General features: G+C 42.6%; 25 protein-coding genes and 1 other RNA gene. 12 read left to right on the top strand and 14 right to left on the bottom strand.

Going from position 1 to position 26,170, the window contains the following annotated elements:
* Nucleotides 1–207 precede the first annotated feature (207 nt).
* The 3 genes from AXF12_RS06060 (at nt 208) to AXF12_RS06070 (ending at nt 3,211) form a co-directional block, all read left to right on the top strand.
* The gene (locus tag AXF12_RS06060) at nt 208–1,065 is read left to right on the top strand and encodes a hypothetical protein (RefSeq protein WP_066429217.1); all 858 of its coding nucleotides are present in this window, start codon (nt 208–210) and stop codon (nt 1,063–1,065) included.
* A gap of 174 nt (nt 1,066–1,239) precedes the next feature.
* The gene (locus AXF12_RS06065) at nt 1,240–1,857 is read left to right on the top strand and encodes a TetR/AcrR family transcriptional regulator (protein WP_066429219.1); all 618 of its coding nucleotides are present in this window, start codon (nt 1,240–1,242) and stop codon (nt 1,855–1,857) included.
* Between the two features lie 7 nt (nt 1,858–1,864).
* Nucleotides 1,865–3,211, top strand: a complete 1,347-nt coding sequence (locus AXF12_RS06070; protein WP_066429221.1) for a TolC family protein — start codon at nt 1,865–1,867, stop codon at nt 3,209–3,211.
* A 129-nt stretch (nt 3,212–3,340) separates the two neighbouring features.
* On the opposite strand, the gene AXF12_RS06075 is transcribed toward AXF12_RS06070, so the two are convergent.
* Both AXF12_RS06075 and AXF12_RS06080 read right to left on the bottom strand, forming a co-directional pair.
* A complete protein-coding gene (locus tag AXF12_RS06075; protein WP_066429223.1) occupies nt 3,341–4,537 on the bottom strand; it encodes a pyridoxal phosphate-dependent aminotransferase in 1,197 nt (398 codons plus the stop codon).
* 576 nt (nt 4,538–5,113) lie between these two features.
* Entirely contained in the window at nt 5,114–5,518 is a 405-nt protein-coding gene (locus AXF12_RS06080) for an HU family DNA-binding protein (protein ID WP_066429224.1), read from the bottom strand.
* Nucleotides 5,519–5,857: 339 nt separating this feature from the next.
* On the opposite strand from AXF12_RS06080, the gene mazG reads away from it, so the two are divergent.
* Nucleotides 5,858–6,643 carry a nucleoside triphosphate pyrophosphohydrolase gene (mazG, locus tag AXF12_RS06085; RefSeq protein ID WP_066429226.1) on the top strand — a complete coding sequence of 262 codons (786 nt, stop codon included), beginning with the start codon at nt 5,858–5,860 and terminating at the stop codon, nt 6,641–6,643.
* 58 nt (nt 6,644–6,701) lie between these two features.
* Here mazG and AXF12_RS06090 read toward each other — a convergent pair whose 3' ends face one another.
* From AXF12_RS06090 to AXF12_RS06105, 4 genes are read right to left on the bottom strand one after another with little or no spacing between them, the layout of a single operon-like run.
* Complete coding sequence (locus AXF12_RS06090) at nt 6,702–7,985, bottom strand: dihydrolipoamide acetyltransferase family protein (protein WP_066429229.1); 1,284 nt, start codon at nt 7,983–7,985, stop codon at nt 6,702–6,704.
* Between the two features lie 2 nt (nt 7,986–7,987).
* Nucleotides 7,988–8,497, bottom strand: a complete 510-nt coding sequence (locus AXF12_RS06095) for a DUF4252 domain-containing protein (protein WP_066431813.1) — start codon at nt 8,495–8,497, stop codon at nt 7,988–7,990.
* A 5-nt stretch (nt 8,498–8,502) separates the two neighbouring features.
* Nucleotides 8,503–8,739: a hypothetical protein gene (locus tag AXF12_RS06100; protein ID WP_066429230.1), complete on the bottom strand. Its 237-nt coding sequence runs from the start codon at nt 8,737–8,739 to the stop codon at nt 8,503–8,505.
* Between the two features lie 46 nt (nt 8,740–8,785).
* The gene (locus tag AXF12_RS06105) at nt 8,786–9,070 is read right to left on the bottom strand and encodes a hypothetical protein (RefSeq protein ID WP_066429235.1); all 285 of its coding nucleotides are present in this window, start codon (nt 9,068–9,070) and stop codon (nt 8,786–8,788) included.
* A gap of 278 nt (nt 9,071–9,348) precedes the next feature.
* Here AXF12_RS06105 and tatC point away from each other — a divergent pair, with 278 nt between their 5' ends.
* On the top strand, nt 9,349–10,152 hold the full coding sequence (tatC, locus tag AXF12_RS06110) for a twin-arginine translocase subunit TatC (protein ID WP_394336592.1): 804 nt from the start codon (nt 9,349–9,351) through the stop codon (nt 10,150–10,152).
* Nucleotides 10,153–10,200: 48 nt separating this feature from the next.
* Nucleotides 10,201–10,857, top strand: a complete 657-nt coding sequence (locus AXF12_RS06115) for a hypothetical protein (RefSeq protein ID WP_066429239.1) — start codon at nt 10,201–10,203, stop codon at nt 10,855–10,857.
* A gap of 101 nt (nt 10,858–10,958) precedes the next feature.
* Here the strand turns inward: AXF12_RS06115 and AXF12_RS06120 are convergent, their stop codons facing one another.
* From AXF12_RS06120 to AXF12_RS06140, 5 genes are all read right to left on the bottom strand, one after another.
* Nucleotides 10,959–11,516, bottom strand: coding sequence for a hypothetical protein (locus AXF12_RS06120; RefSeq protein WP_066429241.1), 558 nt, complete (start codon nt 11,514–11,516; stop codon nt 10,959–10,961).
* 519 nt (nt 11,517–12,035) lie between these two features.
* Nucleotides 12,036–13,868 carry a DUF262 domain-containing protein gene (locus AXF12_RS06125; protein ID WP_066429243.1) on the bottom strand — a complete coding sequence of 611 codons (1,833 nt, stop codon included), beginning with the start codon at nt 13,866–13,868 and terminating at the stop codon, nt 12,036–12,038.
* Nucleotides 13,869–14,092: 224 nt separating this feature from the next.
* Nucleotides 14,093–14,560 carry a DUF805 domain-containing protein gene (locus AXF12_RS06130; RefSeq protein ID WP_074860695.1) on the bottom strand — a complete coding sequence of 156 codons (468 nt, stop codon included), beginning with the start codon at nt 14,558–14,560 and terminating at the stop codon, nt 14,093–14,095.
* Between the two features lie 25 nt (nt 14,561–14,585).
* Complete coding sequence (locus AXF12_RS06135) at nt 14,586–14,888, bottom strand: helix-turn-helix domain-containing protein (RefSeq protein ID WP_066429244.1); 303 nt, start codon at nt 14,886–14,888, stop codon at nt 14,586–14,588.
* Nucleotides 14,854–15,201: a type II toxin-antitoxin system RelE/ParE family toxin gene (locus tag AXF12_RS06140; protein WP_066429245.1), complete on the bottom strand. Its 348-nt coding sequence runs from the start codon at nt 15,199–15,201 to the stop codon at nt 14,854–14,856. The genes AXF12_RS06135 and AXF12_RS06140 overlap by 35 nt, the downstream gene beginning before the upstream one ends.
* A 431-nt stretch (nt 15,202–15,632) precedes the next feature.
* Between AXF12_RS06140 and lptB the strand changes: the two genes are divergently transcribed.
* The 3 genes from lptB to rnpB all read left to right on the top strand — a co-directional run bounded on the left by lptB (nt 15,633) and on the right by rnpB (nt 18,179).
* Nucleotides 15,633–16,370, top strand: coding sequence for an LPS export ABC transporter ATP-binding protein (lptB, locus tag AXF12_RS06145; RefSeq protein ID WP_066429248.1), 738 nt, complete (start codon nt 15,633–15,635; stop codon nt 16,368–16,370).
* A 99-nt stretch (nt 16,371–16,469) separates the two neighbouring features.
* Complete coding sequence (gene pepT, locus AXF12_RS06150; RefSeq protein ID WP_066431815.1) at nt 16,470–17,693, top strand: peptidase T; 1,224 nt, start codon at nt 16,470–16,472, stop codon at nt 17,691–17,693.
* Nucleotides 17,694–17,875: 182 nt separating this feature from the next.
* An RNA gene (rnpB, locus tag AXF12_RS06155) (RNase P RNA component class A) lies at nt 17,876–18,179 on the top strand.
* Here rnpB and AXF12_RS06160 read toward each other — a convergent pair.
* From AXF12_RS06160 to AXF12_RS06170, 3 genes are read right to left on the bottom strand one after another with little or no spacing between them, the layout of a single operon-like run.
* A complete protein-coding gene (locus tag AXF12_RS06160; RefSeq protein ID WP_066429250.1) occupies nt 18,179–19,225 on the bottom strand; it encodes a ferredoxin--NADP reductase in 1,047 nt (348 codons plus the stop codon). The genes rnpB and AXF12_RS06160 overlap by 1 nt on opposite strands.
* Before the next feature lie 25 nt (nt 19,226–19,250).
* Nucleotides 19,251–20,735 carry a S41 family peptidase gene (locus tag AXF12_RS06165; RefSeq protein ID WP_066429252.1) on the bottom strand — a complete coding sequence of 495 codons (1,485 nt, stop codon included), beginning with the start codon at nt 20,733–20,735 and terminating at the stop codon, nt 19,251–19,253.
* Between the two features lie 36 nt (nt 20,736–20,771).
* Nucleotides 20,772–22,289: a S41 family peptidase gene (locus AXF12_RS06170; protein ID WP_066429253.1), complete on the bottom strand. Its 1,518-nt coding sequence runs from the start codon at nt 22,287–22,289 to the stop codon at nt 20,772–20,774.
* 478 nt (nt 22,290–22,767) lie between these two features.
* On the opposite strand from AXF12_RS06170, the gene mutL reads away from it, so the two are divergent.
* Genes mutL through AXF12_RS06185 form a run of 3 tightly spaced genes read left to right on the top strand, consistent with a single transcriptional unit; the run spans nt 22,768 to nt 26,117 of the window.
* Nucleotides 22,768–24,600 carry a DNA mismatch repair endonuclease MutL gene (gene mutL, locus AXF12_RS06175; RefSeq protein WP_066429254.1) on the top strand — a complete coding sequence of 611 codons (1,833 nt, stop codon included), beginning with the start codon at nt 22,768–22,770 and terminating at the stop codon, nt 24,598–24,600.
* 1 nt (nt 24,601) lies between these two features.
* Complete coding sequence (locus tag AXF12_RS06180) at nt 24,602–25,366, top strand: rhomboid family intramembrane serine protease (RefSeq protein ID WP_066429256.1); 765 nt, start codon at nt 24,602–24,604, stop codon at nt 25,364–25,366.
* 34 nt (nt 25,367–25,400) lie between these two features.
* Nucleotides 25,401–26,117 carry a carboxypeptidase-like regulatory domain-containing protein gene (locus AXF12_RS06185; RefSeq protein ID WP_066431817.1) on the top strand — a complete coding sequence of 239 codons (717 nt, stop codon included), beginning with the start codon at nt 25,401–25,403 and terminating at the stop codon, nt 26,115–26,117.
* Nucleotides 26,118–26,170: the final 53 nt, after the last annotated feature.

Genomic DNA, 26,170 nt, shown 5'->3' on the forward strand with positions numbered 1-26,170 from the left:
TTTTTGCTATTTCATAAAGACTTATCACAGTGTTTTCTGCTATTTCATAAAGACTTATTAAACAATTAGAGATAGGTCATTGACTTCTTATTTCTCACTTTTAAAATATTTCGTACTTTTGCCAAAACAGAAGTAAGAAACAAGCAATGAGAAGATAGCTCACTCTGACTTCTAATTCCTAATTCCTATTCGCTAATTTCTAAATATATGTCCAAGAGTGTACTTATTAAGACTCCTAAGGCGATTGATGAAGCCGCTTTTATTGAGCGGTTGGGGGAGGTGTTTGTAGAGAAGGATATTTATAATTTGATATTGCAGTTTGAGGGGAAATACTTGTGGTGGTTCTTTGATATTCCTGATGGCGACCGCGAGGAGACGTTTACGGATAGCCTTGTGCAGTTCTCAAGTGCGTTTAGCTATCACGAGGTGTTGCGGTTTTACGATTTCTTGGACAGTGCCATACCCTACGAGGCGTGGGAAAACTCAGGGGTGCCGCTGCCTTATGAGCGGGTGCTCTCAGGGGCACGCATCTTTACGCACGATGAGCTGGTAGGGCTTCTCTTTGAGGAATACGCCAAGGCTGATGAGCAGAAGTACACCGATCTGTTTTTGGTGAGCCTGAGTACAGGGCATATGCTATGGCGGTCAGGCTTGGCTGCCCTCAAAAAGATACGCGATATACCTGAACACACCTTTATGCCTATTGATGCCGCCGACCCTCAATCGGCGTGTGCTGTTTGTAGGTGTCGCCGCACCCATATCAGGGATTACAACGGCTTTATCCCCTACTATTTTGAGGAAGGCGCACTGTACAGCGGGGGGCTGCTTGAGTTGTACTACTTCCTCTCAGCAACCAATAAGCTCTTTACGCATCAGCCCCGTAAAGCCGATAGGGAGATCTTCGCTGCCCTATCAGAGGCTATCGCCACTGCCCCTACAAAAGAAGCTGTCCTGCAAGCTATGCAACACATCAAAGGCTTTGAGGCAGATGAGCAGGAGTGCAGAGGGCTGCTAAATGTAATGAGTAGAGGGCTTCGCCAGAAGTCAGGGGTCAGAAGTCAGTAGCTGGCTTCTCGCTGCTTGCTTCTCATTTCTGACCTCTGATTTCTGACTTCTCACTTCTCATTTCTCATTTCTATTTTTCTAACCCCTAAAATGTTAAATTCTTCTTAAAGTTTTGGAAACGTTTTTTGTGTATAAAGTTTTTTACGTACCTTTGCGCCCGAAATTGAATGTAATATGAGAGAGCAAATTATTAAAAGAGCTTTGGAGGACTTTATTCAATACGGGTTTAAGACCTTTACAATGGATGATTTGTCGCATAAGCTGGGGATGTCGAAAAAGACATTGTACGAACACTTCCAATCGAAGGCTGACCTTGCAGAGGCTTGTCTTGATCACGTGATTGCCACAGAAAATAGTATTGATATGTTTGCAGGGGAGAGTAACGTGATTGAGAATATATTTGCAAATATTGGAAAATGCCAAGAGATTTTTAAGATTAACAGTGCCAAACCGAAAAGGGAATTGCAGAAGTATTATCCTAAGCTCTACGCTAAGTTTGAGACCTATGTGATGGAGCGCAACAAGAGAGATGTCGAGGAGCTCATTGAACGAGGGCAGCGCGAAGGTTTGTTCCGAGAGGATATCAATAGGGCTTTTTTCTTGGCGTTTTACAGTACTTTTCAGCATATAAGGATACTCTCAGACAATTTCCCTGAGACGCGTTTTAGTTATTGGGAAACGCTGAACTCACTATTCGAATACTGTCTGCGAATTCTCTCCAATGAGCAAGGGCTTAGAGAGTTAGACCGTGTGATTGAGAAATATAACATAATAAGGAATTATAATAGATAAAAAAAGAATGAAAAGAATTATCGTAACCATAGCTCTGTGCTGTGTGGCAAGCAGTTGGGCACAGCAGAAAGAAATCACTCTTAAAGAGGCAATTCGCTATGCTTTAGTGAACAAAGCAGACGCCGAAAAGGCACGTTTGGAGGTTGAGAAGAGTAAGTACAAGATACAAGAAGTGCGTGCCAACGCCCTGCCTAACCTCTCAGCCACGGGAGCAATGATTTACAACCCTAAAATACAAGCTACTTATATCGATGCAAGCACGTTTGCTATGCCTGGAATGCCCGCCTCTGACAAGGTCATCAAAATGGAGATGGGACAGAAATGGAGCGCTAATGCTGGGGCAAAGCTCACGCAGGTGCTCTTCAACCAAAGCGTGTTTATGGGGCTGAAAGCAGCACGCACCACCAGAGAGTTCTATATGCTCAACCAGCAGCTTACTGAGACGCAGGTGATTGAGAAAGTAGCTCAAGCCTATTATCAAGTGTATCAAACGCGACAATCACTGGAGAATATAGAGAGCAACATCGCATTGACTGAGAAGACTGCCAGCGTGGTAGAAGGCTCTTACAAAGCAGGTTTGGCTAAAAAGATCGACGTGGATCGCACCACAGTAGCGCTGAACAACCTCAAGTCGGCAAGGCAACAAGCCCTCAACGGACTGCAGCTTTCGGAGAATGCCCTTAAATATATGATCGGAATGCCAATGGAGGAAACCATCACACTACCTAAGGAAGGCTTCGAAGCTAACTATGAATTGGCTTTCGAACAAGGCAATACCGATAAGCGCATTGAGCTGCAAGTACTTGAAAAGCAACGTCAGTTGCTCGATTTGAATGTGAAGGTTCAGCGTGCGGCACTCTACCCTTCACTGGCTTTGCAAGGTACTTACGGTTGGCTCGGGATGGGACCCAAGGCACCACTATTCTACGGAGAGAAGGATAAGGTGTATTGGGGCGACTACTCTGCCATTACCCTTGGGCTGAACGTACCTATCTTTTCAGGCTTTGGCACACGTGCAAAGATACGACAGGCGCAGATAGAAATGACCGCCCTCGACCAAGATCTGAAGGATACCCGCCTTGCAATGGACTTGGCTTACAAGAACGCTACCAGCAAGATACAGAACAATTTGCTGACAATACAGTCACAAAAGGAGAATGTGAAGCTGGCAGAGGATGTACTTACCAACACACAAAACAACTACAAGCAAGGCTTGGCTTCGCTCACCGATCTGCTGGCGTCAGAGCGTTCGTTGTCGGATGCGAAGAATAGCTACACCAACGCCCTGCTCGAATATAAGCTGGCTGAGATCGAACTCCTCAAATCGCAGGGGAAACTCGACAGCTTAAAATAGGCAGTCACACACGTAAAAATTCCATAAATAAAACATTTTATAACAAGAAAGCACGAGGTAAATCACTTACTTCGTGCTTTTCTTCTTTATTAAGTAACATTATAAGTGCTATAATAGGTAGCGTAAGATCTACTTATGTATCGCCTGATATTCAGAGAGCGCACGCCTGAGGATCGCCACAGCCCGCTTTATCTTCTCTACTTCAAGCACGTAAGCGATACGCACCTCTTTGCGCCCTAATCCTTCCGTAGCGTAAAACCCTTCTGCAGGGGCAAGCATCACCGTCTCGTTATCTACTGAGAAATCGTTCAAAAGCCAGATACAAAAATCCTCAGCATTAGATACAGGCAACTCAGCAATACAGTAGAAAGCGCCCTTTGGCATTGATACTCTCACTCCTTCAACCGTTTGCAATTCCTTAATCAGTACGTTGCGACGGCGTGTATACTCACGTAGCACATCCTCAAAGTAGCTGTCATCTACATCGAAAGCACGCTCTGCAGCCACCTGAGAGTACGTAGGTGACGACAAACGCGCCTGCGCGAATTTGAGCAAAGCACGCATCACTTCCTTATTCTTCGACACTACCCAACCGATGCGCGCACCGCACATACTGAATCGTTTCGAGACAGAGTCGATCATAATGGCGTGCTGCTCCAAGTCGGGCACTTCCATAATTGAGAAGTGTTCTCCCTCATACACGAACTCACGATACACTTCATCGAAGATCAAGAATAAGTCGTATTTCTTTGCCAGTGCCGCAAGTTCCAGTATTTCCTCCCGCGAGTATAGGTAGCCTGTTGGGTTGCCTGGGTTGCATATCAGGAATGCTTTGGTGCGAGGCGTAATCTTCTTTTCGAACTCCGCTATTGGGGGAAGCGCAAAATTATCGTCAAAGGAGGAGGTAATTGGTACGCAAACTGCATCAAAGGCACGTGAGAAACTGATGTAATTCGCGTAATAAGGTTCAGGAATGATAATCTCATCATCAGCGCCCGCAACGGTGGCAACCACATAAGTCAGCGCTTCCGATCCTCCAGAGGTAATGATAATATCACTCATATCCACGTTGATACGGTGCTTTTTATAGTATTCAACCACCTTTTCCCGCAGTGAGTCGAGTCCTTCGCTCTTGGTATATTCAAGCACCGAAGGGTGGAAATCGCGCACTGCCTCGAGTGCTATCTCTGGGGTATGAATGTCAGGTTGCCCTATATTAAGGTGGTAAATCGTCTTTCCTTCGCGTCTTGCTTTTTCAGCATACGGCGTTAATTTGCGTATGGGCGACTGAGGTAATATCTGTGCCCTGTGTGATATTGTTGGCATATTCGTGTAATTGTTGATGTTAAAATACGTGGCAAAGTTACAAATTATTCTTCATATCACCAAAAATAAAATGTGATTTTTTTTCATTCTACCTTATATATAAAGTAAAACCACATTTATTTTACAACAAAATATTGGTAAAAACATCCTTAAATCTCCTCTTAAAAAATAGAAAATACAACAGCAATTTGTTGTAAAAATAAGTAGGTTTTTTATTACCTAAAAGTAGCTATTCAATGAGTATAAATAATACTTTTTTATTACTTACACTACATTTATGTATCTTTCAAATCTGAAAAGTAGTAATACCTAACATCATTTCGTTTTGTTTCTAATTTGCATTCATCGCAGAACTCATTAACATTACATTAATAGCAGCTTAGTGATGAATTTGAGGTAAATTATACTCTCGTTTAATTCACAAGTAATTGATAATCAGTATACATTTGGGTCGAAAAAAAACCACGTGTGCTTTTGATGAAAAGCACACGTGGTTTTAGTCAAAGTCACACGTGGTTTTACCCAAAACCACACGTGGTTTTTACTCGAATCACACGTGGTTTTTAGGTGACCTTCTTATGGTTTCTTTTCTACTTTCTTTTTCTTTTCGAATCCAGCAGCCTTCATAGCATCTAAGATGCGCGTACCTGGGCGATAGTTCACCCCTACGGATTTGATCTTTGATGAGGTGAATTCTTTTTCTGTCGCAGTACCTTCGCTACTGAGTGACGGGTAGAGTGAGCCTAAACGTTCCAAGCGTACAATCTTACTATCAGCAAGCGCCGTTTGGATCACGTTCTCTAATGCAATTACAACACCTTTGATGTCCGATTCACTCAGCGATGAAAACTTCTCGATTTGCTTGGTTAAATCATCGATAGTAAGCTCACCATCGTACACAATACTCGCATAGAATTTCTTGGTTCCACCACCAGCAACCCCTGGTTGCCCCTTTTCTAATGTTTTATATTTAATCGCCATTGCTTATAAATTTAATGTGTTATTAATTAATATTACCTATGAATTGCGCTCATCGCACGCTTCATATTCGGGGCAAAGTTACAAATCTTTTTTAAATATACAAACGTATTTGTGGATTTTTTTTGTGATATTTTTATTTAAATATAGCGTGATATTTATATATACCACATTATCAATTAATTAAATTAAAATATAGCTTTATTAAAAAGTAGGTGATATAGCGCTATTTTTCACCTTATATATATAGGTGAAAGAAGAAAAATATTTTTAAATAGCTCGTTTATAAAAATATTACTTATCTTTGCAAAATAATTGAATATACAGGTAATATTTATAAAGATGAACAGTAGAGAACAACAATTACAGGCGTTTGATCGGTTGCTGACCATTATGGATGAGCTGCGCAAGCAATGTCCTTGGGATAAAAAGCAAACGTGGGAATCGCTCAGACATCTCACTATTGAGGAGACTTACGAGCTTGGGGATGCTATTTTAGACCGCAACCTCGAGGAGATTAAAAAGGAGCTGGGTGATCTGCTCTTGCATATCGTCTTCTATGCGAAGATTGGAAGTGAGGAAAAAGCATTTGACATTGCAGACGTAGCCAACGCTGTTTGTGATAAATTGATAGTGAGGCATCCGCATATTTACGGTGATGTAAAGGCTGAAACTGACGAAGATGTGAAGAAAAACTGGGAGAAGATCAAGCTCAAGGAAGGCAGGAAAAGTGTGCTGGAAGGCGTACCGAGGAGCTTGCCTGCAATGGTAAAAGCCTCTCGAATACAGGATAAAGTGTCGGGAGTTGGCTTTGATTGGGACTCAATCGACGGCGTATTTGAGAAGGTAAAAGAGGAGATTGAAGAGCTTCACAAGGAAGTAAAGGATCAAAACCTAAGCAACATTGAGGCGGAGTTAGGCGATGTTTTCTTCAGTTTGATTAATTATGCACGCTTCTTGAAAGTGAACCCTGAGGGCGCATTAGAGCGCACTAATAAGAAGTTCATACAACGTTTTCAGTATTTGGAGCGCACTGCTGAGGCAAAAGGTAAGGCGCTGAAGGATATGACCTTAGCAGAGATGGAGCAATACTGGCAGGAGGCTAAGGCGATACCACACTTGCATTGAAACAAAATAGGCTGACTTACGCGAGTAAGCCAGCCTACCTTCTTATATGAGCTACGTATTAAATCGTTCGATTCATATCCCACTTTTCGAGATACTCAGCCACGCGTTGCACGAACATCCCGCCTAAGGCGCCGTTGACTACGCGGTGATCATAGCTGTGCGAAAGCATCATTTTGTATCGGATTGCGATAGTGTCGCCCTCAGGAGTCTCTATCACTGCGGGCACTTTACGTATGGCTCCGATCGCCAAGATGCCTACCTGCGGCTGATTGATAATCGGTGTTCCGAACACATTACCAAAGGAACCGATGTTTGTCACCGTATAAGTGCCGCCCTTCACCTCGTCAGGCTTGAGCTCACTTGCGCGGGCGCGACGTGCCAGATCGTTTACCACCTTGGCAAGCCCCCTTAGGCTCAGCTCGTCGGCATTCTTGATAACGGGCACAATCAGGTTACCATCGGGCAAAGCGGTAGCCATCCCTATGTTGATATTCTTGTGTTTGATGAGGTTATTTCCCTCCACAGAAATGTTCAGCAGTGGGTAGTCAACCAGTGCTTTTGCCACTGCCTCCATAAAGATAGGTGTGAAGGTTAGCTTCTCACCCTCGTGTGCTTCGAAGGCTTTCTTCACCTTATTACGCCAGTTCCACACGCGTGTGACGTCCACTTCGGTAAAGCTCTGCACGTGCGGCGATACTTGCTTACTGCGCACCATATGCTCAGCGATGAGCTTACCCATACGCGACATTTCGATCACTTCATCGCCGCGACCTACGTAAGTGCGCTGTGGCACTGGCGAAGGAGCTGCTACGGAAGGGCTCGCCGCAGCGGTACCTCGGCGCTCTAAGTAGTTGAGGATGTCGTTCTTAGTAACGCGACTATCGACGCCGCTACCTTGTATACGATCCAATTCCTCGACGGAGATGCCCTCCTCTTTAGCGATGCTTTTCACCAAAGGCGAGTAGAAACGCTCGGATTTGTAAGCATCGGCAGGGGCACTGCTGAGGGTCGTTTCCTTCACCTGAGCGATGTCTTTCTCGATTGCCTTAGCGGCTTTTGCTGGTTTGGAAGTTTCCTTTTCAGGTGCTGCTGCGGCAGGTGCGTCGGTTTCGATGATAGCAATCACCTGCCCGATCTTTACCACGTCGTCCACCTTAAAGCAGAGCTCTTTGATAGTTCCCGCAACATCGGAGGGAACCTCGCTGTCCACCTTGTCGGTAGCTACTTCCACAATCGCTTCATCGACGTCAATAAAGTCGCCGACGTTCTTTAACCAATTGGTCACCGTTGCCTCAGCAACGCTCTCACCCATAGCGGGGAGTTTCAATTCATATCTTGCCATTTTTATCTAATATCGTTTACTTCTTTTGGAAGGTTCATATTCTTTGTTAGTACACCTACCTTTTGTAGGTCGATGTCGCCCGTTAGGGAAAGGACGACGGTTTGCTTGCCTCCTTGTGCTTCCTCGATAAGCATTAGCAGTTCGGAGGCGTGGTTTGCGTCTTTACCACCTTTGGTATATATCTTTACGTTGGAAGCCTTGTCCTTAACGCGCATCAGTTCCCCGAGTGCGGCAGCCTTGACGTAGCTCTCTACCTCCTGCTTCATCTGAGCGATCGCCGCCTTGCTTTCAGTGGAGAACACCTTCATCCCCGTGAGTTTGTTGGCTACTTGCATAAATTCCTTAGCGTCGGCGTCCTTGGTTTCAATCTTGGAAAGCATCTGGAACATCTTTTGCGAAACGACCACGGTGGTGATGTCTTTGTTCTTTTCAAACTTCTGCAGGAGCGATTGTACGTTTATCTCCACAGAAAAGCACACTGCCGATAGGAGTAATAATAACTTGATTTTCATACTTTTCATTCGTTAGTTTTTACGATTCTACGCTCAGTTTGCTCGTATACCTTGAGGTAGCTGAGCTTTTCTACACCTTTATTATATTGCTCGGAAAGCATCAGTAGGCTCTTTTTCACCTGTCTATAGGCAAGCTGAGCACTTTTACGTTGGTTGTGTTCACGTATGCCAAAGACCACCGAGAAGGCTGCCGAGCCAAGCACGATGCTCCACACTAAGATGTTGCTTAAGTTCTGTCTCACGTTTTGATGCTTTAATAATGCCTAATGGGTGGCTTGGTTTTGGGTGTTATCTCCTGAATATCGATAGGTCGAAATCAAGGAAATAGAGTGTTAGCAGCACTAAGATCGCCAGCACAATCCAGAAGGTTTTGTTAAACTCAGCGTTCTTTTTGTTTCTACTCTCCTTGCGGATAGCCCTCCACTCTTCTGTGAAATGGTTGGTTTGTGTCTCTCTATCGCGTTTGATCTTCGAGTCAAAATCATACGGGTTCCCCAAGTCCTTACCTTCATAATAGCGAGGCGTATAGTTAAATCGCTTGTTCTTTCGTAATGGGAATAGTTTAATTTTCATAGGGCAAAGGTATAAAAAAAAGTTTACATACGTTACGTTTCGACAGAAAAAAAATGTCTTTTTGTGCAAAATTATCAATAACTTCCTTATAATGAAGATTATCGAAATACAATCGAAGCCTTATTTTCTTAAAGGTTCACCTTATATATGGAGCCTTTTATAAGTTGCCTTAAAAAGAAAAAAAGTGTAAAACTGCTGCTATCTCAATAATAAAATGTATCTTTGCCGCGTTATTTTAAGATGTAATAATCCCGATGAGTACGGAGCAGAAAGACGAGATGTCATTTTTAGACCATTTGGAAGAGCTGCGGTGGCACCTGATACGTTCCGCCTTGGCCGTGCTAATCGTGTCGGTGGTTGCCTTTGTGTGCAAGCGGTTTATCTTCGCCATTCTCTTCGCCCCTAAGGAGGGCAGCTTCGTCACCTATCGTTTTTTCTGCCGTATGGGGCACTTCTTCGGCTTCGAGAGCGACTTCTGCACGGAACACCTGCCCTTTATCATCCAAAGCAGAACAATGGCAGGGCAATTCTCAGCACATATATGGACGTCGATTTGGGCTGGGGTGATCGTCGCTTTCCCTTACATATTATACGAAGTATGGAGGTTTATCGCACCTGCACTCTACGAGAATGAACGCCGCTTGGCACGCGGATTTATATTGGTAGCATCGGCTTTGTTCTTCGTGGGGGTGCTGTTCGGATACTACCTCATCACACCGCTCTCTATCAACTTCTTAGGCACTTACTCAGTAAGCCCCGAGGTTACCAATAACATCGACATCGATTCGTATTTCTCAGTAGTGCGCTCATCGGTTATCTCCTCTGGTATCGTCTTTGAGCTGCCTATTATCATCTACTTCTTAACGAAGCTGGGGGTCGTTACGCCTGCATTCCTGAGGAAGTACCGCCGCCACGCACTGATCGTGGTGCTTATCATCGCGGCTATTATCACACCTCCTGATGTCGCCAGCCAAATTATCGTATCCATACCGATAATGCTGCTCTACGAGGCGAGTATCCTCATCTCGGCGTATATAGCAAGGAAAGAGAGCAGAGAGCAAACAGTAGAGAGTAAAGCGTAAAGAAAATGCCTTTATAGTTAGAAATTAAGCAATTATATTAATATTTAGATGGATTGTAATACCTACTTACAGAATCTCCCTTCGGTGGCGACATTGAAGGCACTTTGCAAAGGCAAAGCAGTATTAGATTGGATTATCTGCGGGCACGAGTTTGAAGTGTACCACACTTACAACAAGTGCGCAGAAGAAGAGTATGACGGCGCAGAAGCACAATGGGGGCACGGCTTTGAGGATGAGGACGGCACTTCGTTGACCTTTTACTTCGCCGATAATAAGGCCTGCCTTATCCTGCCTTCACAAAGCGACGAAAGCAGCAAAGAGGGCGATGACAGGGCTTTTGAGAAGCGTATCCCAAAAGTGTTCTTGCCTTACTACCAAAAGAATTTCAACAATGCAGACATCCCTTTCGTGATTTGGTCAGTGGACGGGCAAAGCTGGCAATGCGCAGAGCATTTCCCTATTGAGGAAGAGGTTACTAAGTTCAACGCCATCACTGCCGACCCTGAGCTCTACAAAGATTGGGCAAGTGAGTTCCTCGGCGATGAATCGTACGTAAAAGATGATATGTCAACACAGACCATCACTGACATCTACAACGGCAAACCACTGACCGAAGCAATGGTGCTGAGCTTGGTAAGCGAGGTACACGATTGGTCGGACTTGGAGGCTGAACTCAACGAAATACCTTATCGATACGAATTTTAGTGAATAGTGAATAGTGAATAGTGGATAGTGTGTATGATAGATAAACAAAAACCTCTCAGGGCGGGTGCTCTGAGAGGTTTTTTTTATAACATACTACTTTTTTAAGATAGTAACACTTCTTTTTCAGAAGTATGGGCAGGGGTATCCTTCGCTTCTACTACAATCTTACAGCCAGTAAGATCAGGGTTGGCTACCGTAGTGGTATAAACCCACTGCTGAAGCTTTAGAACGGCATTGCCCGACTCTATAAGAGTGTCGTCTGGCTTCTGAATTTTCACCAATACAGAGGTTACTTTGAAGTTGTCGGTAACGGTGATAGAGATCTTGTTACCTATAGCTCCTTTGTAATTTTCTGTATTGATTGCATCAATAACTGGAGGGGTAAGAAAATCAGCAATAGCCATATTATAAGCTGAGAGCTGTTTGTTCTTTCCCTTTTGGAGATACTGTTCCCTAAGATCAGTGTCTTTAAGTGCCTCAACAGCATAAGCGACAGCCTCCTTGAACTTCGAGCACTGTGCTTTCTGATTGGGTTTTAACTCGCCTGCACGAGCAGGAACACGGCTTAGGACGGTATGTCCTTTCCAACGACGGTACACGGCTTTGTTTACCTTGCCACGTGCGCCGTCAACGAAGATGCTTTCATCAACAAATGCCATAACGCACCTCCTTTCTAATAATCAAAGATTTCATTTTCACTTTTTTTGTTTTAAAAAATAAATTAATCATATATTAAACATATTGTATGCCCAATGTAGCCAGTACCATCAGACACGGGTTTTATTATTGTTTTCAAATACGTATACAGCAACTGGCTATACTGCACACGCTTTTTTAGTTGAGACTGCTAAAGAGTAAGATTGTTATAGCTGACTAGTATTGTATAACGCAATTACTTTTTAAACTGCCTCGGCTGCAAAAGCGGAATATGAGCTCTGTTTCGTTTTGCTGGGGCAAAGGTACGGCGAAAGGTTGTGAATTATACCCGACTTGTTAAAAAGTTATAAACAGAGTTATCAACAGTTGTTTTAACAAGCTGTTTTTCATAGAGTAAGGAGGGGTAAGCTCGTTGGGTTTAAGGTAAAAAAAATACCCCTGAAAGTTTTAACTCTAACTTTCAGGGGTATTTTTGAGTGTACGCTTCACTTTATACGAACCAATAGGAGATAGTACAACAGCTATTTAACTTCCCAAATTATCTTTACTAAGTTATATAAGAGTTTACTTCTATCGTATAAGGCTTTTTTATCAAACTTCGTGATAGGTTTAAATTCTACACCTGTTTTCTTTTTCAATTCAGCATTGAACTTAGAAAAATCCTTATTGGTATGATAAAAATCAGCACATAGAGAATGCCCCCAAGTTAAGCCTGTACTATAAGTCTTGAGTTTTTCTGTGTATTCTTCATTTCCTGAGCTTATATTATCAGTCCCTTTTAGCAACAGTAAGCCTCCTAATAGATTTCTTTTATCTTCGAAATCATCTACACTGTCAAAGTAACTTTTATTTGTGTCATTGTGGGATAGAATATGCTCTATATGATAGCCTGTTTTAGCTCCTGTTTTAGTGGTAATATCTTTAATGCTATTTTGCATATTTTTCTCCCCACAGATATACTCTTCTACTCGTGCAAAGATATACCTTAATACTTTGGTGTTCATATTGCTATAACTTTTCTTGACGAAATTCGAATAGTCTAATACAGAAGTAGGAGGGGTGTTTTTCTTTTCTCCAATTCTTTCTAAGATTACTTTATCAAAAGTAGGGCGATAGTCTGCTATACTCTTTTCTTTTAATAAGTCATTGAGTTTATAACAAATATCTTGGAAATTATTACTGTCATAAACATCATTTAAGATTAAAAGTATCCATAACCTGTCAAACTCTTTTGCTATAGCGTTGATTTTTTCCTCTTCTTGAGGGTCATTTACTTCACAGGCTGCCATAATTATTTGGTATTGCCCTGAAAGACCATTGATTTCATTTGTAAATTCTAAATATCTATTCTTGTTGCTTCTAATTTTGCTGTATAATTGAGCATAATAGTCGAGTGTTACTTTTATAAAGTTTCTTATATTACTAATATATGCCTTATCTGTTTTTCTAAGCGCTAATTTATCAGCAATTTCATTATTGTCAAAAATATACCTGTGATAAGATTGATTTATCAGTGCTTCTGTTTTTGAGTCGGGTTTGGAGATAAATTTAGCTTTGAGATAATCAGCAAAAAAGCTATCTTCTATGCCTTTTAATCGCAACATAGAAGTATCCCATTTGTCAGAATAAGTTTCCGTATCGCTTTTGGGCAGTGCACCTACCATTTTTCCTTTAATGATTTCAAATGGTTTAAGGGCTTCACCTCTATCGTTAATAACTTCAAAAACCATAGGAGTATCATCTTTTTCTATGGATAATTCAACCATAATAAGTCTTTTAAGAAAGTAAGAAGCAAATATTTCAATAGCTTCCGTAGGCAAATTTTTATCTACAAAGTTACTAATATCTTGATAGCGGGCAATAAGATTTTCTTCCGTTCTATTTTTATATGTTGTTTGCTGCAAATTATCATTCAAAATCTGCTGCATAATCTCTTTTCTTTTTTCATCATCTATACAAAATATATAATCACTGAATATATCTCTTGAAAAAATACACTCTTTGAGTATATCTTTTAGACCATCTTTTTTGACAATATGATATAATTTACAAGCGATAAGCGTAAGGGTTGTTAGCCTTTGTTGCCCATCGACAATATAAACCTTTCCTTCAACATTATTAGTAATAAAGACATTAAGATAATACCAATTATACTTAAGCATTGTCTTTTCATTTAGTTCTTCATTCTTATGAGCAGTATAGGACAAATTAAATTGATAGAAAATATCATTTAAAAGCGTTTCTACGGTTTCTTTTGACCATACATATTCTCTTTGATAAAAATCGATGTAATAGGATTTCCCTTTTAGGCAAGACTCTATGGTTTGCTTCTCTGGTGTAATATTCTGATTCATATATAAAATGTTTTTAGTCTAAATGTTTATTTATGTGTATTTTTCTCGTTTAAATTCAGGTGGCAAATTTGTGATATTTTTTGAAATGAACAAGGAAAAAATATTAAAATTTAAAGAGAAGTTTGTAAGTAGGTAATTGTTAGTAAATAGTTTATCATTCATAGTAGATACAAAAAGCTACCGAGTGGACAGCTGTAGGATGAGGTAGCAACAGTGATAGAAGATTAATTGTTTAAACTTCCACTTGCATATTCATCTTTGCGATCATCATAAGAAGAGGCGCTACTGTTGTGTGAATCATTACTTTGTGGGGATAAGTCAGTAGTATTAAAAAGGTACGTTGTTTCCTTGGGATTTTTTCCGTATGGGTTCGTGCCGTATTGTCCTTCTGCAAAAAGGAGATAAATGCCATAAAAGGGTATCAGCTGATACCAGCCACTTACCCCAACATCGTGGCAACGTTTAGCATTCTGTGCCCAAGAAAACCAAAGGAGAAAAGGGAAGTAAAGAAGAAACGCAATGAGCATTATCCATACAATAGTTTCATCATTTTGTACGGATTCGGACATACCCACTACAATCAATATAACAATATTGGTATATATACTGCTAACCACGCCAGCAATCAATGCACTAAGTGCATACTCTAATCGACGAATGCGTCCGTTAAATGAGAAAGGTGCTTTAAACATAATGTATCTATTCTGTTTATTGTTTTCATCCAATGACTTTTGATATTTCTACACGTAAGCCCAAGGCGTCTATGATGCGATAAAAGGTGCTGACGCTTGGTGAGATAGTGCCATTTTCTATTCGAGAGATATAGGAGGTGTCTGTGCCTATCTGCTTGGCGAGGGTGCTTTGGGTTACTTTTGCCTCCTTGCGGGCATCTTGTAATAGTTGGCTTATGTAAAAGGCATAAGCCTCTTCATCAAATTTGGCTCGCTCGGTAGTACCTATGGCTCCGTGCTTTTCGGCTAACTCTTTACTGATGCTTTTTATTTTGCTCTTTGTACTCATAATATTCTTTTTTAATTCTTATTGCTTTGGCTATTTCACCTTCTGGTGTTTTTTGTGTTTTCTTTTGAAACCCATTGAATAGAACTACAATATTGCCTTCATCAAAGATAAAAAATATGCGATAAATATTGCCGTTATATTCTATTCTGAGTCCATAAACCTCTTCTTTGATGTATTTTATAAACCTAGTGGGAAGTCTGTCTTGTGTTTCAAGCAAAGAGAGAATATACTCTAATTTCAATAGCTCTTTATCGGTGAGTGTATTTTTGAAATCATCGTAGTAATCTCCGAATGCTATAATTTCTCGTTTCATTCTGCGAAGGTACGGATTAATTTATAATGCACAATGGATAATGGATAATTTTTGTAAGTGAATAAAAAGTAGAGAGTAAAGATGGCTTAACGGGTTTTCTATATTTATGCTATCTAAAAGTTTATTTTACCAATATTTAAGAAAAGACCTGATTTAGGCTTGTCTAAAAATCACTTGTCTCCATCCGTACTGGTACCGTACCTATTCCGTACTGGTGCCGTTAGAAAAATTTTCTGTTTGAGGAGATAAGGGTGATGGGTAAAGGATTTGAAGTGATCTTTCTTTTGTAATTTGCTGTAAATCAGATTTATTAAATGTTTAGTGGTAAATAATTTTGATGAGGTGTGTTGTGATGTAAAATTAATTCGTACCTTTGCAAAACTATTGTCAGCAGTATGTTGCGCAATGGCTAATAACGGAAAATTCTGTATATGAAGTTAATTGTAAACGACATTATTAAGATATACAAGGGGCGCAAGGTGGTAAAGGGCGTCTCGCTTGAGGTAAGCCAAGGGGAGATTGTGGGCTTGCTCGGTCCGAATGGGGCGGGGAAGACTACCTCTTTCTATATGATTGTAGGCCTTATCAAGCCCAATGGGGGTACGATTTACCTCGATAGTGAGAACATCACCACTTACCCAATGTATCGGCGTGCACAACGCGGTATTGGCTACTTGGCACAGGAGGCATCGGTGTTCCGTAAGCTGAGTGTGGAGGATAATATCAAGAGTGTGTTGCAGCTGACCAATCTCAGCAGTGCCGAGCAGCAGAAGCGCACCGATGCCCTTATTGAGGAGTTTGGTTTGGGGCATATCCGCAAGAACCGTGGCGACCTGCTTTCGGGAGGTGAACGTAGGCGTACGGAGATAGCCCGCGCACTAGCGACCTCGCCGAAGTTTATATTGCTCGATGAGCCTTTTGCGGGGGTAGACCCTGTGGCGGTGGAGGACATTCAGCGCATTGTGGCACACCTCAAAGACCGCAATATCGGTATTCTCATCACCGACCACAATGTGCAAGAGACTTTGGCCATCACCGACCGTACTTACTTGATGTTCGAGGGGGGTATCCTCAAGGCAGGCATACCCGAAGAGCTTGCTGTTGATGAGATGGTGCGCAAGGTGTACCTCGGACAGAATTTTGAGCTGAGAAAGAAAAAGATACTTTAACCAGCTTTGAGCTTTGAGCTTTGAGCTTTGAGAAGGTTGGCGACACATCCTGTTCTCAAAGTTCAAAGCTCAAAGCTCAAAGCTCAAACAATAAATTATATGCAAAAAGTAGTAGAGCGATTCCTCTCGTATATCGCCATCGACAGTCAGTCCGACCCAGAGAGTGAATCCACACCGAGCACTGAGAAACAGTGGAACATTGCCCGCAAGCTCGCGAAGGAATTGGAAGAGGTTGGTTTGAAGGATGTTAGTATAGATGAGAAGAGCTATGTGATGGCTACGCTGCCGTCAAACATCGATAAGAGGGTGCCTACCATAGGGTTTATCTCGCATTTTGACACCTCGCCCGATTTCTCTGGGGAAGGGGTCAAACCGCAGTTTATTGAGAATTATGATGGTAAGGACATCGTACTCAACAAGGAGCAGAACATCGTGCTCTCGCCTTCGTATTTTGAGGATTTACTCCTTTACAAAGGGCAGACGCTCATCACCACCGATGGCACAACCCTGTTAGGAGCTGACGACAAGGCAGGCGTGGCGGAGATTGTTACCGCTATGGAGTACCTCATCGCACACCCTGAAATCAAGCACGGCGACATTCGCGTGGGCTTTACCCCCGATGAGGAGATAGGCAGAGGGGCACATTTCTTTGATGTGAAGAAGTTCGGTGCTGATTGGGCTTACACTATGGACGGTGGGCAGATAGGCGAGTTGGAGTATGAGAGCTTTAACGCCGCAGGGGCGAAGGTCGTTTTTCACGGGAAGAACGTACACCCAGGCACGGCTAAGAACAAGATGATCAACTCAATGCTCATTGCTGCTAAGTTTATCGGTATGTTGCCAGCCGATGAGGTGCCTGAGCGCACAGAAGGGCGTGAGGGTTTTTTCCACGTTACCGATATTGCGGGTGATGTGGAGCAGACGGTAGTGCAACTGATCATTCGCGACCACGACAGGGCGAAGTTTGAAGCCCGCAAGGCGCTCCTCGAGAAGGTTGTAGCAGAACTCAATGTGCAACATCCGAATGTAGTGGAGCTCACCCTCAAAGACCAATATTACAATATGCGCGAGAAGATAGAGCCTGTGATCCACATTGTGGAGGTGGCGGAGCGCGCGATGAAGGCTTTAGGCATCACCCCAATCACCAAACCGATACGCGGTGGCACCGATGGCTCGCAGCTGAGTTTTATGGGGCTACCTTGCCCAAACATCTTTGCAGGGGGACACAATTTCCACGGGAAATACGAGTATGTGCCTGTCGAAAGTATGGTGAAAGCCACAGAGGTGATCGTAAAGATTGCAGAATTAGTAGCAGCGGAATAGAATTATCTTTTCCATATTATGGGGCTGCAATCGTCCGTTGTCTCACCCGAGGCATCGGAAGGATTGTAGCCCCCTTTTTTGTATTCACTCTTGCTTTTATTATATCTCCGAATAGGGTGTTATAAAAATTAATTCTCACTATCTACGAGATAAGTCAGATAAATTTCTTACCTTTGCGCCCAAGAGCAAATCAGCTTATCGCTATTCTTATAGAGGAAAGTCTGGACACCGTAGAGCAGCATAGCGGGTAACGCCCGTCCACCGTAAGGTGAGGACAAGTGCAACAGAAAGAATGTATGGGTAATGCCATAGTGAAATCAGGTAAACTCTATGTGGTGCAACGCCGCGTAAACTAACATTTATAGGGTAGCTCGCCCAAAGTTAGGGGGTAGGCGGTTTGAGCTTGTAAGTGATTGCAAGCCAAGATAAATGATAAGCACTTACCTTAGGGTAAGCACAGAATCCGGCTTATGATTTGCTCTTTTTTATACTCTTTTATCTAAGGAAATAGTTACTTTATCGCTCAAAGCATAAGCCTGACAGGTGAGTATGTACCCTTTTTCAACTTGCTCTTTATTGAGCGTTTCATTCTTAGCCATTTGAGCCTCTCCGCTTTCAACTTTGCCAATACAGCTGCTGCACACGCCATTGAGGCACGAGTAAGGTGCATCGTAGCCCTGCATCAGTATGGAGTTCAATAATATTTGATTCTTTGCGGCCTTGAAAGTGTGTTCTTTATCACCTTCTATCAATGTGATATCGGCATTGCCTTCTAAGGCTGAGAAGTCTGTTTCGGTAGGGGGTGCTTCAAAGAGCTCTGTGAATATTCTATCCTCGCTGATGCCTCGCATTAGGATGGTATCCCGTACGTTCTTGACCATTTCTGAGGGACCGCAAGCGTAGTATCGCCCCCAGTTTAGGTCTTTATACAAATCGAATACTTTATTGATAATAGCATCATTGATACGCCCTGTGAAATGGCCTCCCCAAGGCTGCTGACTGAAAGCGTAGTGCACGAAGAAGCGCTCAGGGAAAGCAACTCTCAAGCCTTCTATCTCGTCAAAGAAGAGTGTTTCTTCCTTGCTTTTATTGCCGTAGATGAATATCACTTTGATATTGGTTTTGTGCAGTGCTGTTTTAGCAATGCTCATCATTGGGGTCACTCCACTTCCTGCTGAGAAAAGCATAATATCCTTATTGCCAAAGATGTCGTAGAAGAATACAAACGAACCCATTGGGGGCATCACTTCAAGGGTATCACCTTCGCGTAGTGCCTCAGTAGCAAAAGTAGAGAATAGCCCATTGGGAACGCGCTTCACAGCTACGCTTAGCTCACCTTCCGTGATGCCTGAGCAAATAGAGTAAGCACGCCGTACTTTCTTGCCATCAAAAGTGTGTTGTAAGGTGAGATATTCACCAGCCTCAAAGCGAAAAGCTCTTTGTAGTAGCTCAGGGACGTCAAAGGTAATCTTAACGGCAGTTGCAGTCAGAGGTGTAATCTTTGAGACTGTAAGTTCGTAAAATGAGTTCATTCTTTTATATGCTATGATCTTTGAGCTATTTGTACATTTCGTTATAGCCAAGTAGTCCTGCTTTGGAATGGCTTATTTCCTGTAGAGGCAGCGCAGGTTCAGCCACTGAGCGCGTTGTACGTCTGGTTGCACTTGTTATACTTTGTAAGGCCCTTGCTAATAGAGGTTCGTTAGTATCCCCTAAGGTTCCCATATTCTTTACATCTTCTTCAAGTGGGATAGTAGGAGTTAGCCCGTTTGTGTAATTGCCTTCGTCTTTGGCATTAACCATTTTAAGCACTAAAGGTTGCATAGCCCATTTGTGTGCAGGGTTCTTTACCTTATTATTAGCGTCGGTATAATCGTAAATAGTTATAGAAGCCTTGTCCTTCCCTGTGGTAATAGTGCCTATCTGCACCACATTGATATAGGCTTTCAAGCTGTTGATTACAAGTTCACTGGCTGAGGCTGTACTTTTAGTAGTCAGTATGTATACACGCTTCAGGTTCAAGCTATTGATAGTAGCTATCTTTCGGCTGCCTTCACCCTTTATTTCATTAGTAAAATAGTTAATGCTGCTCCCTTGTTGCTCCACAATAGGTTGTAACTTCTTATTCCACTGCTCTTTTGAGAAAACTTGCCCGTTGAACTGCCCAGTAATCATTGATGATAGGTAGATAGCGCTTGATACACTGCCACCGCCATTGTAGCGTAAGTCAAGTACTAACTCATCAATACCTTGACTCTTAAATTCACCAAACACATTGTTAAGTTGCACGTCAAAGTCAGATACAAAGGCGTTGTACATCAAGTAGCCTATCTTCTTGCCTCCTTGTTCTATCACTTTATGGATTAAGATGGGGTTCTCCACAAATCGCGATCTGGTAAGAGTAACAGTCTCCTCTGTCTCAACAAGAGAGTATTTACCTCTTGTACCCTCTATTTTAGCCAGCCCTAAGGTCATTGAAGTATTGTTATTCTGTAGCAATCGCGTGTAATTACTCTTAGTGAGCGCTGTTCCATTAACTCTTGTAAATACAGTTCCACGCTTGATATTGGCAGTAGCAGCCCCTGAATTAGGCACCACATAACGAACCAACCCGAACACCCTATCATTATTAGGGATAACCCCCAAAGCAAAATCCATACCAGCACTCATTGAGATTCCTTTAAAAGTATCTTCAAGTTCGGAGTAATTATCGGTGATAAAGCTAAAACGGTCGGTAGTGGGATAGTTATTTAGCAAGCCGTAGAAGAAAGCCTCCTTGTCGCTATGCCTATCTAAAAAGGCTTTGTACTGAGCGTTGCCTGTTACCGAAGGCGTCTTCCCAAAGCGATGATCATCTAAGTCATCGACATCACCTTGCCACAGATACCACGAGTTCAAGCCCTTCCATATAAAGTCCTTTATGCGCAAGTCGACATCATTCCCTTGATAGTCCGACCCTCCAAAGCGGTCGCTATCAGTCATATCCTTTGTGCAGCCCAGCAATGTGCCTGCCAGCAGCAAGCCTATAAATATTCTTTTCATTCTCGTAACCTTAATTGTGTAGTTCTTTTCAAGGAGCTATTTGTACATTTCATTATAACCAAAAATACCAGATTTTGAGTCATCGATAACCTCCAACGAAGGGGCAACCGTTTTGCGTGTATAAGCTCTACTTGTCTGCCCAGTAATTCTCTCTATGGCTTTGGCTAAGAAAGGCTCACTCTCCTCGCCTAGCACACCCATATTGCTGAGGTTCTCTTTGAGCTCAATAGTAGGAGCCAAGCCACTGGTATAATCGCTAAAGCCTTTAGCATTAGCCATTTTGAGCACCAAAGGCTGCATTGCCCACTTGTGTGACGGGTTCTTCACACGGCTCCTTCCAGTGCCTATATAGTCGTATACCGTTACCGAAGCTTGGTTTTTGCCCACAGTCGTACCTCCGATCTGTGTTACCTCAATATAAGCCCTTAGCCCGTTGATAACCAACTCACTTGCCGAAGCAGTCCTACCAGTAGTAAGGACGTACAAGCGTGTAAGCCCCAAGCTGTTAATATTCGCCAAAGAGGTCGTACCTGTATTGTTGTAAATCTTATCGACAAAGAAGTTCTCTACACCGCCTATCTTCTCGCGGATAGGTTGCAGCTTACTGTTCCACTGTTCTTTTGAGAAAAGTTGCTTGTTAAACTGACCTGTAATCATCGATGATAGATATATCGCTGACGATACCCTTCCACCACCGTTGTACCGCAAGTCAAGCACCAAATCAGTAACGCCCTCAGCCTTGAACTTAGCAAATACCTCATTGAGCTTTAAGTCAAAGTCAGCCACAAACGAGTTATACATCAGGTAGCCTATCTTATGCCCGCCCTTCTCAATCACCTTACTGATAAGTATTGGGTTCTCAGTGAGTTTCGTCTGTGTAAGTGTCACAGTCTTGCCAGTGTTAATGACCTTGTATCTATTGTTCTCTCCAACCTCAATCTTAGCCATTTCAAGGGTCAGCTGTGTCTTACCGCTCAGTAGCAAACTCCTGTAATTACTTGTGTTCAGCAGCTCTCCATCAACCTTAGTAAAAGCATCACCACGCTTTATTCCAGCCGCCTCAGCACCCGAATTAGGCAGCACATACCGCACCACTGCAACCACACCATTGTTATCATAAGCCATCAACTGATAATCCATACCCGAGCTCAGCGAGATACCCTTAAAAGCCTCCTCAAGCACCGTGTAATCATCAGTGATATAGCTAAACCTATCTATACGTCCATAGTTATTCAATAAATTGTAAAAGAGTGTTTTAGGGTTATCATAACCCTCTAAAAACTTCTTGTATTTCGCATTCTTCAAATCAGGAATTGAATCCCCGAAGCGCTTGTCAGCCAAGTCTTTTACATCTCCTTGCCACAGATAATAGCTGTTCAACCCCTGCCAAATGAAGTCCTTCACGTGCAAATTCACATCTTCACTATCGGATTTAGGATCCTCATTTACAGGTTCCTTATTCACAGGAGGAACCACTGGCTTATCATCAAAATCATCCCCACAAGAGAGCACGCTCAATCCTATAAGGCTTACTAATAGAAATTTCTTTACCATAAAAATAATTTATAAATCTAAACAGATAATACTTCGCAACTCATCACTTCTTTTAGCGAAAAAATCACCTAAAAAAGCAAGAAAATTACCGACCACATTACGAGTATACCCATAGCCTTTACAGGCTTTTTTCACTACTTCTGCACTAATTTTTACATAGATAAAAATAATCTAATATATTGATTATCAAATATAGCGATGGGAAAGCACTGTTATTTATACACAAATAATTTCCACAAAAGTAATACTTTTTTTATATTTGCAAAAATTTAGTGAAAAATAATAACAATAAAAATAATGTAGGTGTCATTTATCACCCCCCAAGTAGAAAGATTTGCTGTACGGAGCTACTTCGAAGCACCTTCGAAGGACGATCGAATCACGACCGAACAACGACCCCTACAAAACCGATTTTTGCATGACTGAAAAAACTGTCAGTTTCAGCAAAAATAACTAATAATAGTGATTTTGATAGAAAATGAGTGATATAATACGTTTACTTCCTGACCACGTAGCCAACCAGATCGCTGCGGGGGAGGTCATTCAGCGCCCTGCCTCAGCCGCCAAGGAGCTCCTTGAAAACGCTATCGATGCTGGCGCTACCGAAATAACGCTTATCATCAAGGAGGCAGGCAAAAGCCTCCTCCAAGTCATCGACAATGGAATAGGTATGAGCACTACCGACGCCCGCCTTGCTTTCGAAAGGCACGCCACTTCTAAAATACAGCAGGCAGAGGATCTCTTTCACCTTACCACCAAAGGATTTCGCGGCGAGGCATTGGCTTCCATTGCTGCTATTGCCCACGTCGAGATGACCACCAAGCGCCCTGAGGATGAGCTCGGTACAGCCCTCCACATTGAGGGAAGCAAAATCACCCGCCACGAGCCTTGCGTATGCCCTGACGGCACCTCAATTGCGATGAAGAACCTTTTCTTCAACATTCCTGCACGCCGCAACTTCTTAAAGTCCGATCGCGTTGAACTTAGCCACATTCTCGACGAGTTCTACCGCGTTGCCTTGGCGCACCCCGCCATACACTTCAATATGTTTAGCAACGGCGCAAACCTATTCAACCTACCGACGTCGCAGTTTAGGCAGCGCATTGTCAATCTTTTTGGAGCTAAGATGAACGAAAAGCTCGTGCCTATCTTTGAGGAAGAAACCCCATTGGTAAAGATCAGTGGCTTCATCGTCAAGCCCGAATACCTCAGTAAAACCAAAGGTTACCAATACCTCTTTGTAAACCATCGCTATATCAAGAGCCAATACCTACACCACGCCATCACAATGGCTTATGAGGGGCTCATCCATAGCGATCAGAAACCTGAGTATTTCATCAACTTAGAGGTCGATCCCGCAACGATTGATATCAATATACACCCTACCAAAACCGAAGTTAAGTTTGAGGAGGAGCATAGCATTTACGCACTTCTCCGCTCGGCAGTAAAGCATAGCTTAGGGCAGTTCCAGATCACCCCGCCTATTGATTTCGATAAAGACCCGATATTCGACGTGCCTTACTCCTATAAAGATAAGGAGTCGGTGATGCCTCGCGTGGAGGTAAATCCCGATTTCAACCCTTTTAAAGAGGAAAGCTATGAGCAGATCAGCAGTAGAGTAGGAGGGGAGGCGTATCCTTCTTTCAGTAAGAAGACTGCCTCGTGGGAGAGTCTCTACGCAGGTATTCAAGAGCAGAAGTTTGAAAGTCAGGCTATTGAAAGTTCACTTTTTGAGCAGGAACCTACACTTCCACAAACTAAAAAGATCATCTCACTCGGCAAAAAATACCTCATCACCACGTTGGCGGGCGAGTTGATTGTCATTAACATTACACGCGCCCATCAGCGAGTACTTTATGAGGATTTTCTCAAGCGCTTAGAGGTGTCGTACACCGCGAGCCAACAGCTGATGTTCCCCTATGAAATCCCCTTCCAAAAGGTGGAACTACAACTGATAGAAGAACTCAAACCGATGCTTGAGAGCATTGGCTTTATGATAGATATCCTCGAGGATAGGATAGTGCTCAGTGGCATACCAATTCACCTTTCCGACAGCGACATCCCTAAGATTTTCACTGAAATCATCCACGAGCACCTTGAGGTAGAATCCTCTCCTGAGGATAGCCAGCAAGAGGCTTTTGCCAAGCGAATGAGTTATAGCTTAGCTATCAAAACAGGGCAAACTCTCACCGAGGAAGAGCAAGAAAGCCTTATCAACAACCTGTTTAGTTGTCAAGAGCCGATGCTCTCACCTTTTGGCAGACGAATATACACAAATTTTTCACTTACCGACTTAGATAAATTTTTATAGAATGGAAAGAATAACACCCATAGTTAAGAACCTTATCATCATCAATGTCATCTTTTTCTTAGCAACCGAAATAATGTTGCGCACTTCAGGCATTGACCTCAACCAAATGCTTGCACTCTACTATTTTGAGAACAGCCACTTCCATCTCTGGCAGTACATCACTTATATGTTTATGCACGGAGGGGTAATGCACATTCTCTTCAATATGTATGCGCTTTGGGCTTTTGGTACACCACTTGAAAAAATATGGGGGGCACAAAAGTTTCTCTTCTTCTATTTCTCCTGTGGTATTGGTGCTGCACTTCTGCATACTGGGGTCAATTACTATTACTTTCATCAGGGGCTCAATGCACTTACTGCGAAGGGGATACCTGAGGAGATGATCCGTTCACTCTTCGATAAAGGACAATACCTACAAGCTTGGAAGGAAGTCATCACAGTAAGCGATTTTAACAATATGGCATCGTCATATATTGTCTCAACAGTAGGGGCTTCGGGGGCTATTTATGGCATCCTTGTAGCCTTCGGCTTTATGTTTCCTGATGCAGCACTGATGTTGATATTCTTCCCAGTGCCGATTAAAGCGAAGTACTTTATCCCGATCTTAGTGGGACTCGACCTCTTCTCAGGAGTAACAGGGGTATCGCTCTTCGGTGGAAATATAGCCCACTTTGCTCACGTGGGAGGTGCTCTTATCGGCTTTGTCATTATGTGGTACTGGCGTAAGGGTAATTCCATTGATAATAACCAATTTAGGTATAGCTAATAGGATCGTTCTAAACCTGATAATCAATACCATTATGAGGCAATATCTTCTCTTTCTACTCCTTTTGCTGCCTTACTACCTCTCAGCCCAGAGCCATAACGAGCTTCGTGGGCGGGTGATGGCAGGCGATACCTTGCCATTAAGTGGGGTGCATATCCAGAACCTCTATACCAAGCAAGTAACCACTACTTCTGCCGATGGTTATTTTACGATCAAGGCAGCAGTAAATCAGACCTTACAGTTTACTCACGTATCAATGCAGACAGCTTATCATACAGTTAGCAAAGCTGATTTTCAGTTCTCTGGCTTACTTGTGAAGATGAAAGAATCCGTTACCGAACTTAGTGAGGTTGAAGTCTCTAAGTATAAAAAGATTACTGCCCAAGAGCTGGGTATATTGCAGCATACCCCACAGGAGATGACCTATAACGAAAAACGCCTGAGTAGCAGTCGAGGATCCATCTTAGGGGTAGACTGGGTGATTAATAGCCTCACAGGGCATCGTAAAATGCTCAAACAGATTGTAGTAAATGATCGCAACCGTGCAGTTGCCAATTATATCCTTGATCACAAGTATGACTTTATGCAGAAAGAACTCAAGCTCTCCGATGAGGATTGCGCTATCTTGGCTTACTACGTGATGGATAAGCCCGAATTTCACGCTGCTATTGAGAAAAAAGAAGATAAGAAGCTCGAGTTCCTTCTTATTGAGGCGTGGGGCGAATACCAGAGGAAAAGTTCTGAAAAATAAGTTGATAGAGAGTTCTATAGTTGTAAAAAATATGAAAAACTCACCTTCTATTA

Source organism: Capnocytophaga haemolytica, assembly GCF_001553545.1.
Taxonomy (GTDB): Bacteria; Bacteroidota; Bacteroidia; order Flavobacteriales; family Flavobacteriaceae; genus Capnocytophaga; species Capnocytophaga haemolytica.

Excerpts from the sequence above, each read along its gene's own strand:
- AXF12_RS06130 (WP_074860695.1), bottom strand. The coding sequence starts at position 14,560 with ATGTTTAAAGCACCTTTCTCATTTAACGGACGCATTCGTCGATTAGAG.
- lptB (WP_066429248.1), top strand. The coding sequence starts at position 15,633 with ATGAAGTTAATTGTAAACGACATTATTAAGATATACAAGGGGCGCAAG.
- AXF12_RS06075 (WP_066429223.1), bottom strand. The coding sequence starts at position 4,537 with ATGCCAACAATATCACACAGGGCACAGATATTACCTCAGTCGCCCATA.
- AXF12_RS06065 (WP_066429219.1), top strand. The coding sequence starts at position 1,240 with ATGAGAGAGCAAATTATTAAAAGAGCTTTGGAGGACTTTATTCAATAC.
- AXF12_RS06060 (WP_066429217.1), top strand. The coding sequence starts at position 208 with ATGTCCAAGAGTGTACTTATTAAGACTCCTAAGGCGATTGATGAAGCC.
- AXF12_RS06185 (WP_066431817.1), top strand. The coding sequence starts at position 25,401 with ATGAGGCAATATCTTCTCTTTCTACTCCTTTTGCTGCCTTACTACCTC.
- AXF12_RS06160 (WP_066429250.1), bottom strand. The coding sequence starts at position 19,225 with ATGAACTCATTTTACGAACTTACAGTCTCAAAGATTACACCTCTGACT.
- pepT (WP_066431815.1), top strand. The coding sequence starts at position 16,470 with ATGCAAAAAGTAGTAGAGCGATTCCTCTCGTATATCGCCATCGACAGT.
- mutL (WP_066429254.1), top strand. The coding sequence starts at position 22,768 with ATGAGTGATATAATACGTTTACTTCCTGACCACGTAGCCAACCAGATC.
- mazG (WP_066429226.1), top strand. The coding sequence starts at position 5,858 with ATGAACAGTAGAGAACAACAATTACAGGCGTTTGATCGGTTGCTGACC.
- AXF12_RS06125 (WP_066429243.1), bottom strand. The coding sequence starts at position 13,868 with ATGAATCAGAATATTACACCAGAGAAGCAAACCATAGAGTCTTGCCTA.
- AXF12_RS06115 (WP_066429239.1), top strand. The coding sequence starts at position 10,201 with ATGGATTGTAATACCTACTTACAGAATCTCCCTTCGGTGGCGACATTG.
- AXF12_RS06120 (WP_066429241.1), bottom strand. The coding sequence starts at position 11,516 with ATGGCATTTGTTGATGAAAGCATCTTCGTTGACGGCGCACGTGGCAAG.
- AXF12_RS06070 (WP_066429221.1), top strand. The coding sequence starts at position 1,865 with ATGAAAAGAATTATCGTAACCATAGCTCTGTGCTGTGTGGCAAGCAGT.
- AXF12_RS06105 (WP_066429235.1), bottom strand. The coding sequence starts at position 9,070 with ATGAAAATTAAACTATTCCCATTACGAAAGAACAAGCGATTTAACTAT.
- AXF12_RS06170 (WP_066429253.1), bottom strand. The coding sequence starts at position 22,289 with ATGGTAAAGAAATTTCTATTAGTAAGCCTTATAGGATTGAGCGTGCTC.
- AXF12_RS06135 (WP_066429244.1), bottom strand. The coding sequence starts at position 14,888 with ATGAGTACAAAGAGCAAAATAAAAAGCATCAGTAAAGAGTTAGCCGAA.
- AXF12_RS06165 (WP_066429252.1), bottom strand. The coding sequence starts at position 20,735 with ATGAAAAGAATATTTATAGGCTTGCTGCTGGCAGGCACATTGCTGGGC.
- AXF12_RS06095 (WP_066431813.1), bottom strand. The coding sequence starts at position 8,497 with ATGAAAATCAAGTTATTATTACTCCTATCGGCAGTGTGCTTTTCTGTG.
- tatC (WP_394336592.1), top strand. The coding sequence starts at position 9,349 with ATGTCATTTTTAGACCATTTGGAAGAGCTGCGGTGGCACCTGATACGT.
- AXF12_RS06180 (WP_066429256.1), top strand. The coding sequence starts at position 24,602 with ATGGAAAGAATAACACCCATAGTTAAGAACCTTATCATCATCAATGTC.
- AXF12_RS06090 (WP_066429229.1), bottom strand. The coding sequence starts at position 7,985 with ATGGCAAGATATGAATTGAAACTCCCCGCTATGGGTGAGAGCGTTGCT.
- AXF12_RS06140 (WP_066429245.1), bottom strand. The coding sequence starts at position 15,201 with ATGAAACGAGAAATTATAGCATTCGGAGATTACTACGATGATTTCAAA.
- AXF12_RS06080 (WP_066429224.1), bottom strand. The coding sequence starts at position 5,518 with ATGGCGATTAAATATAAAACATTAGAAAAGGGGCAACCAGGGGTTGCT.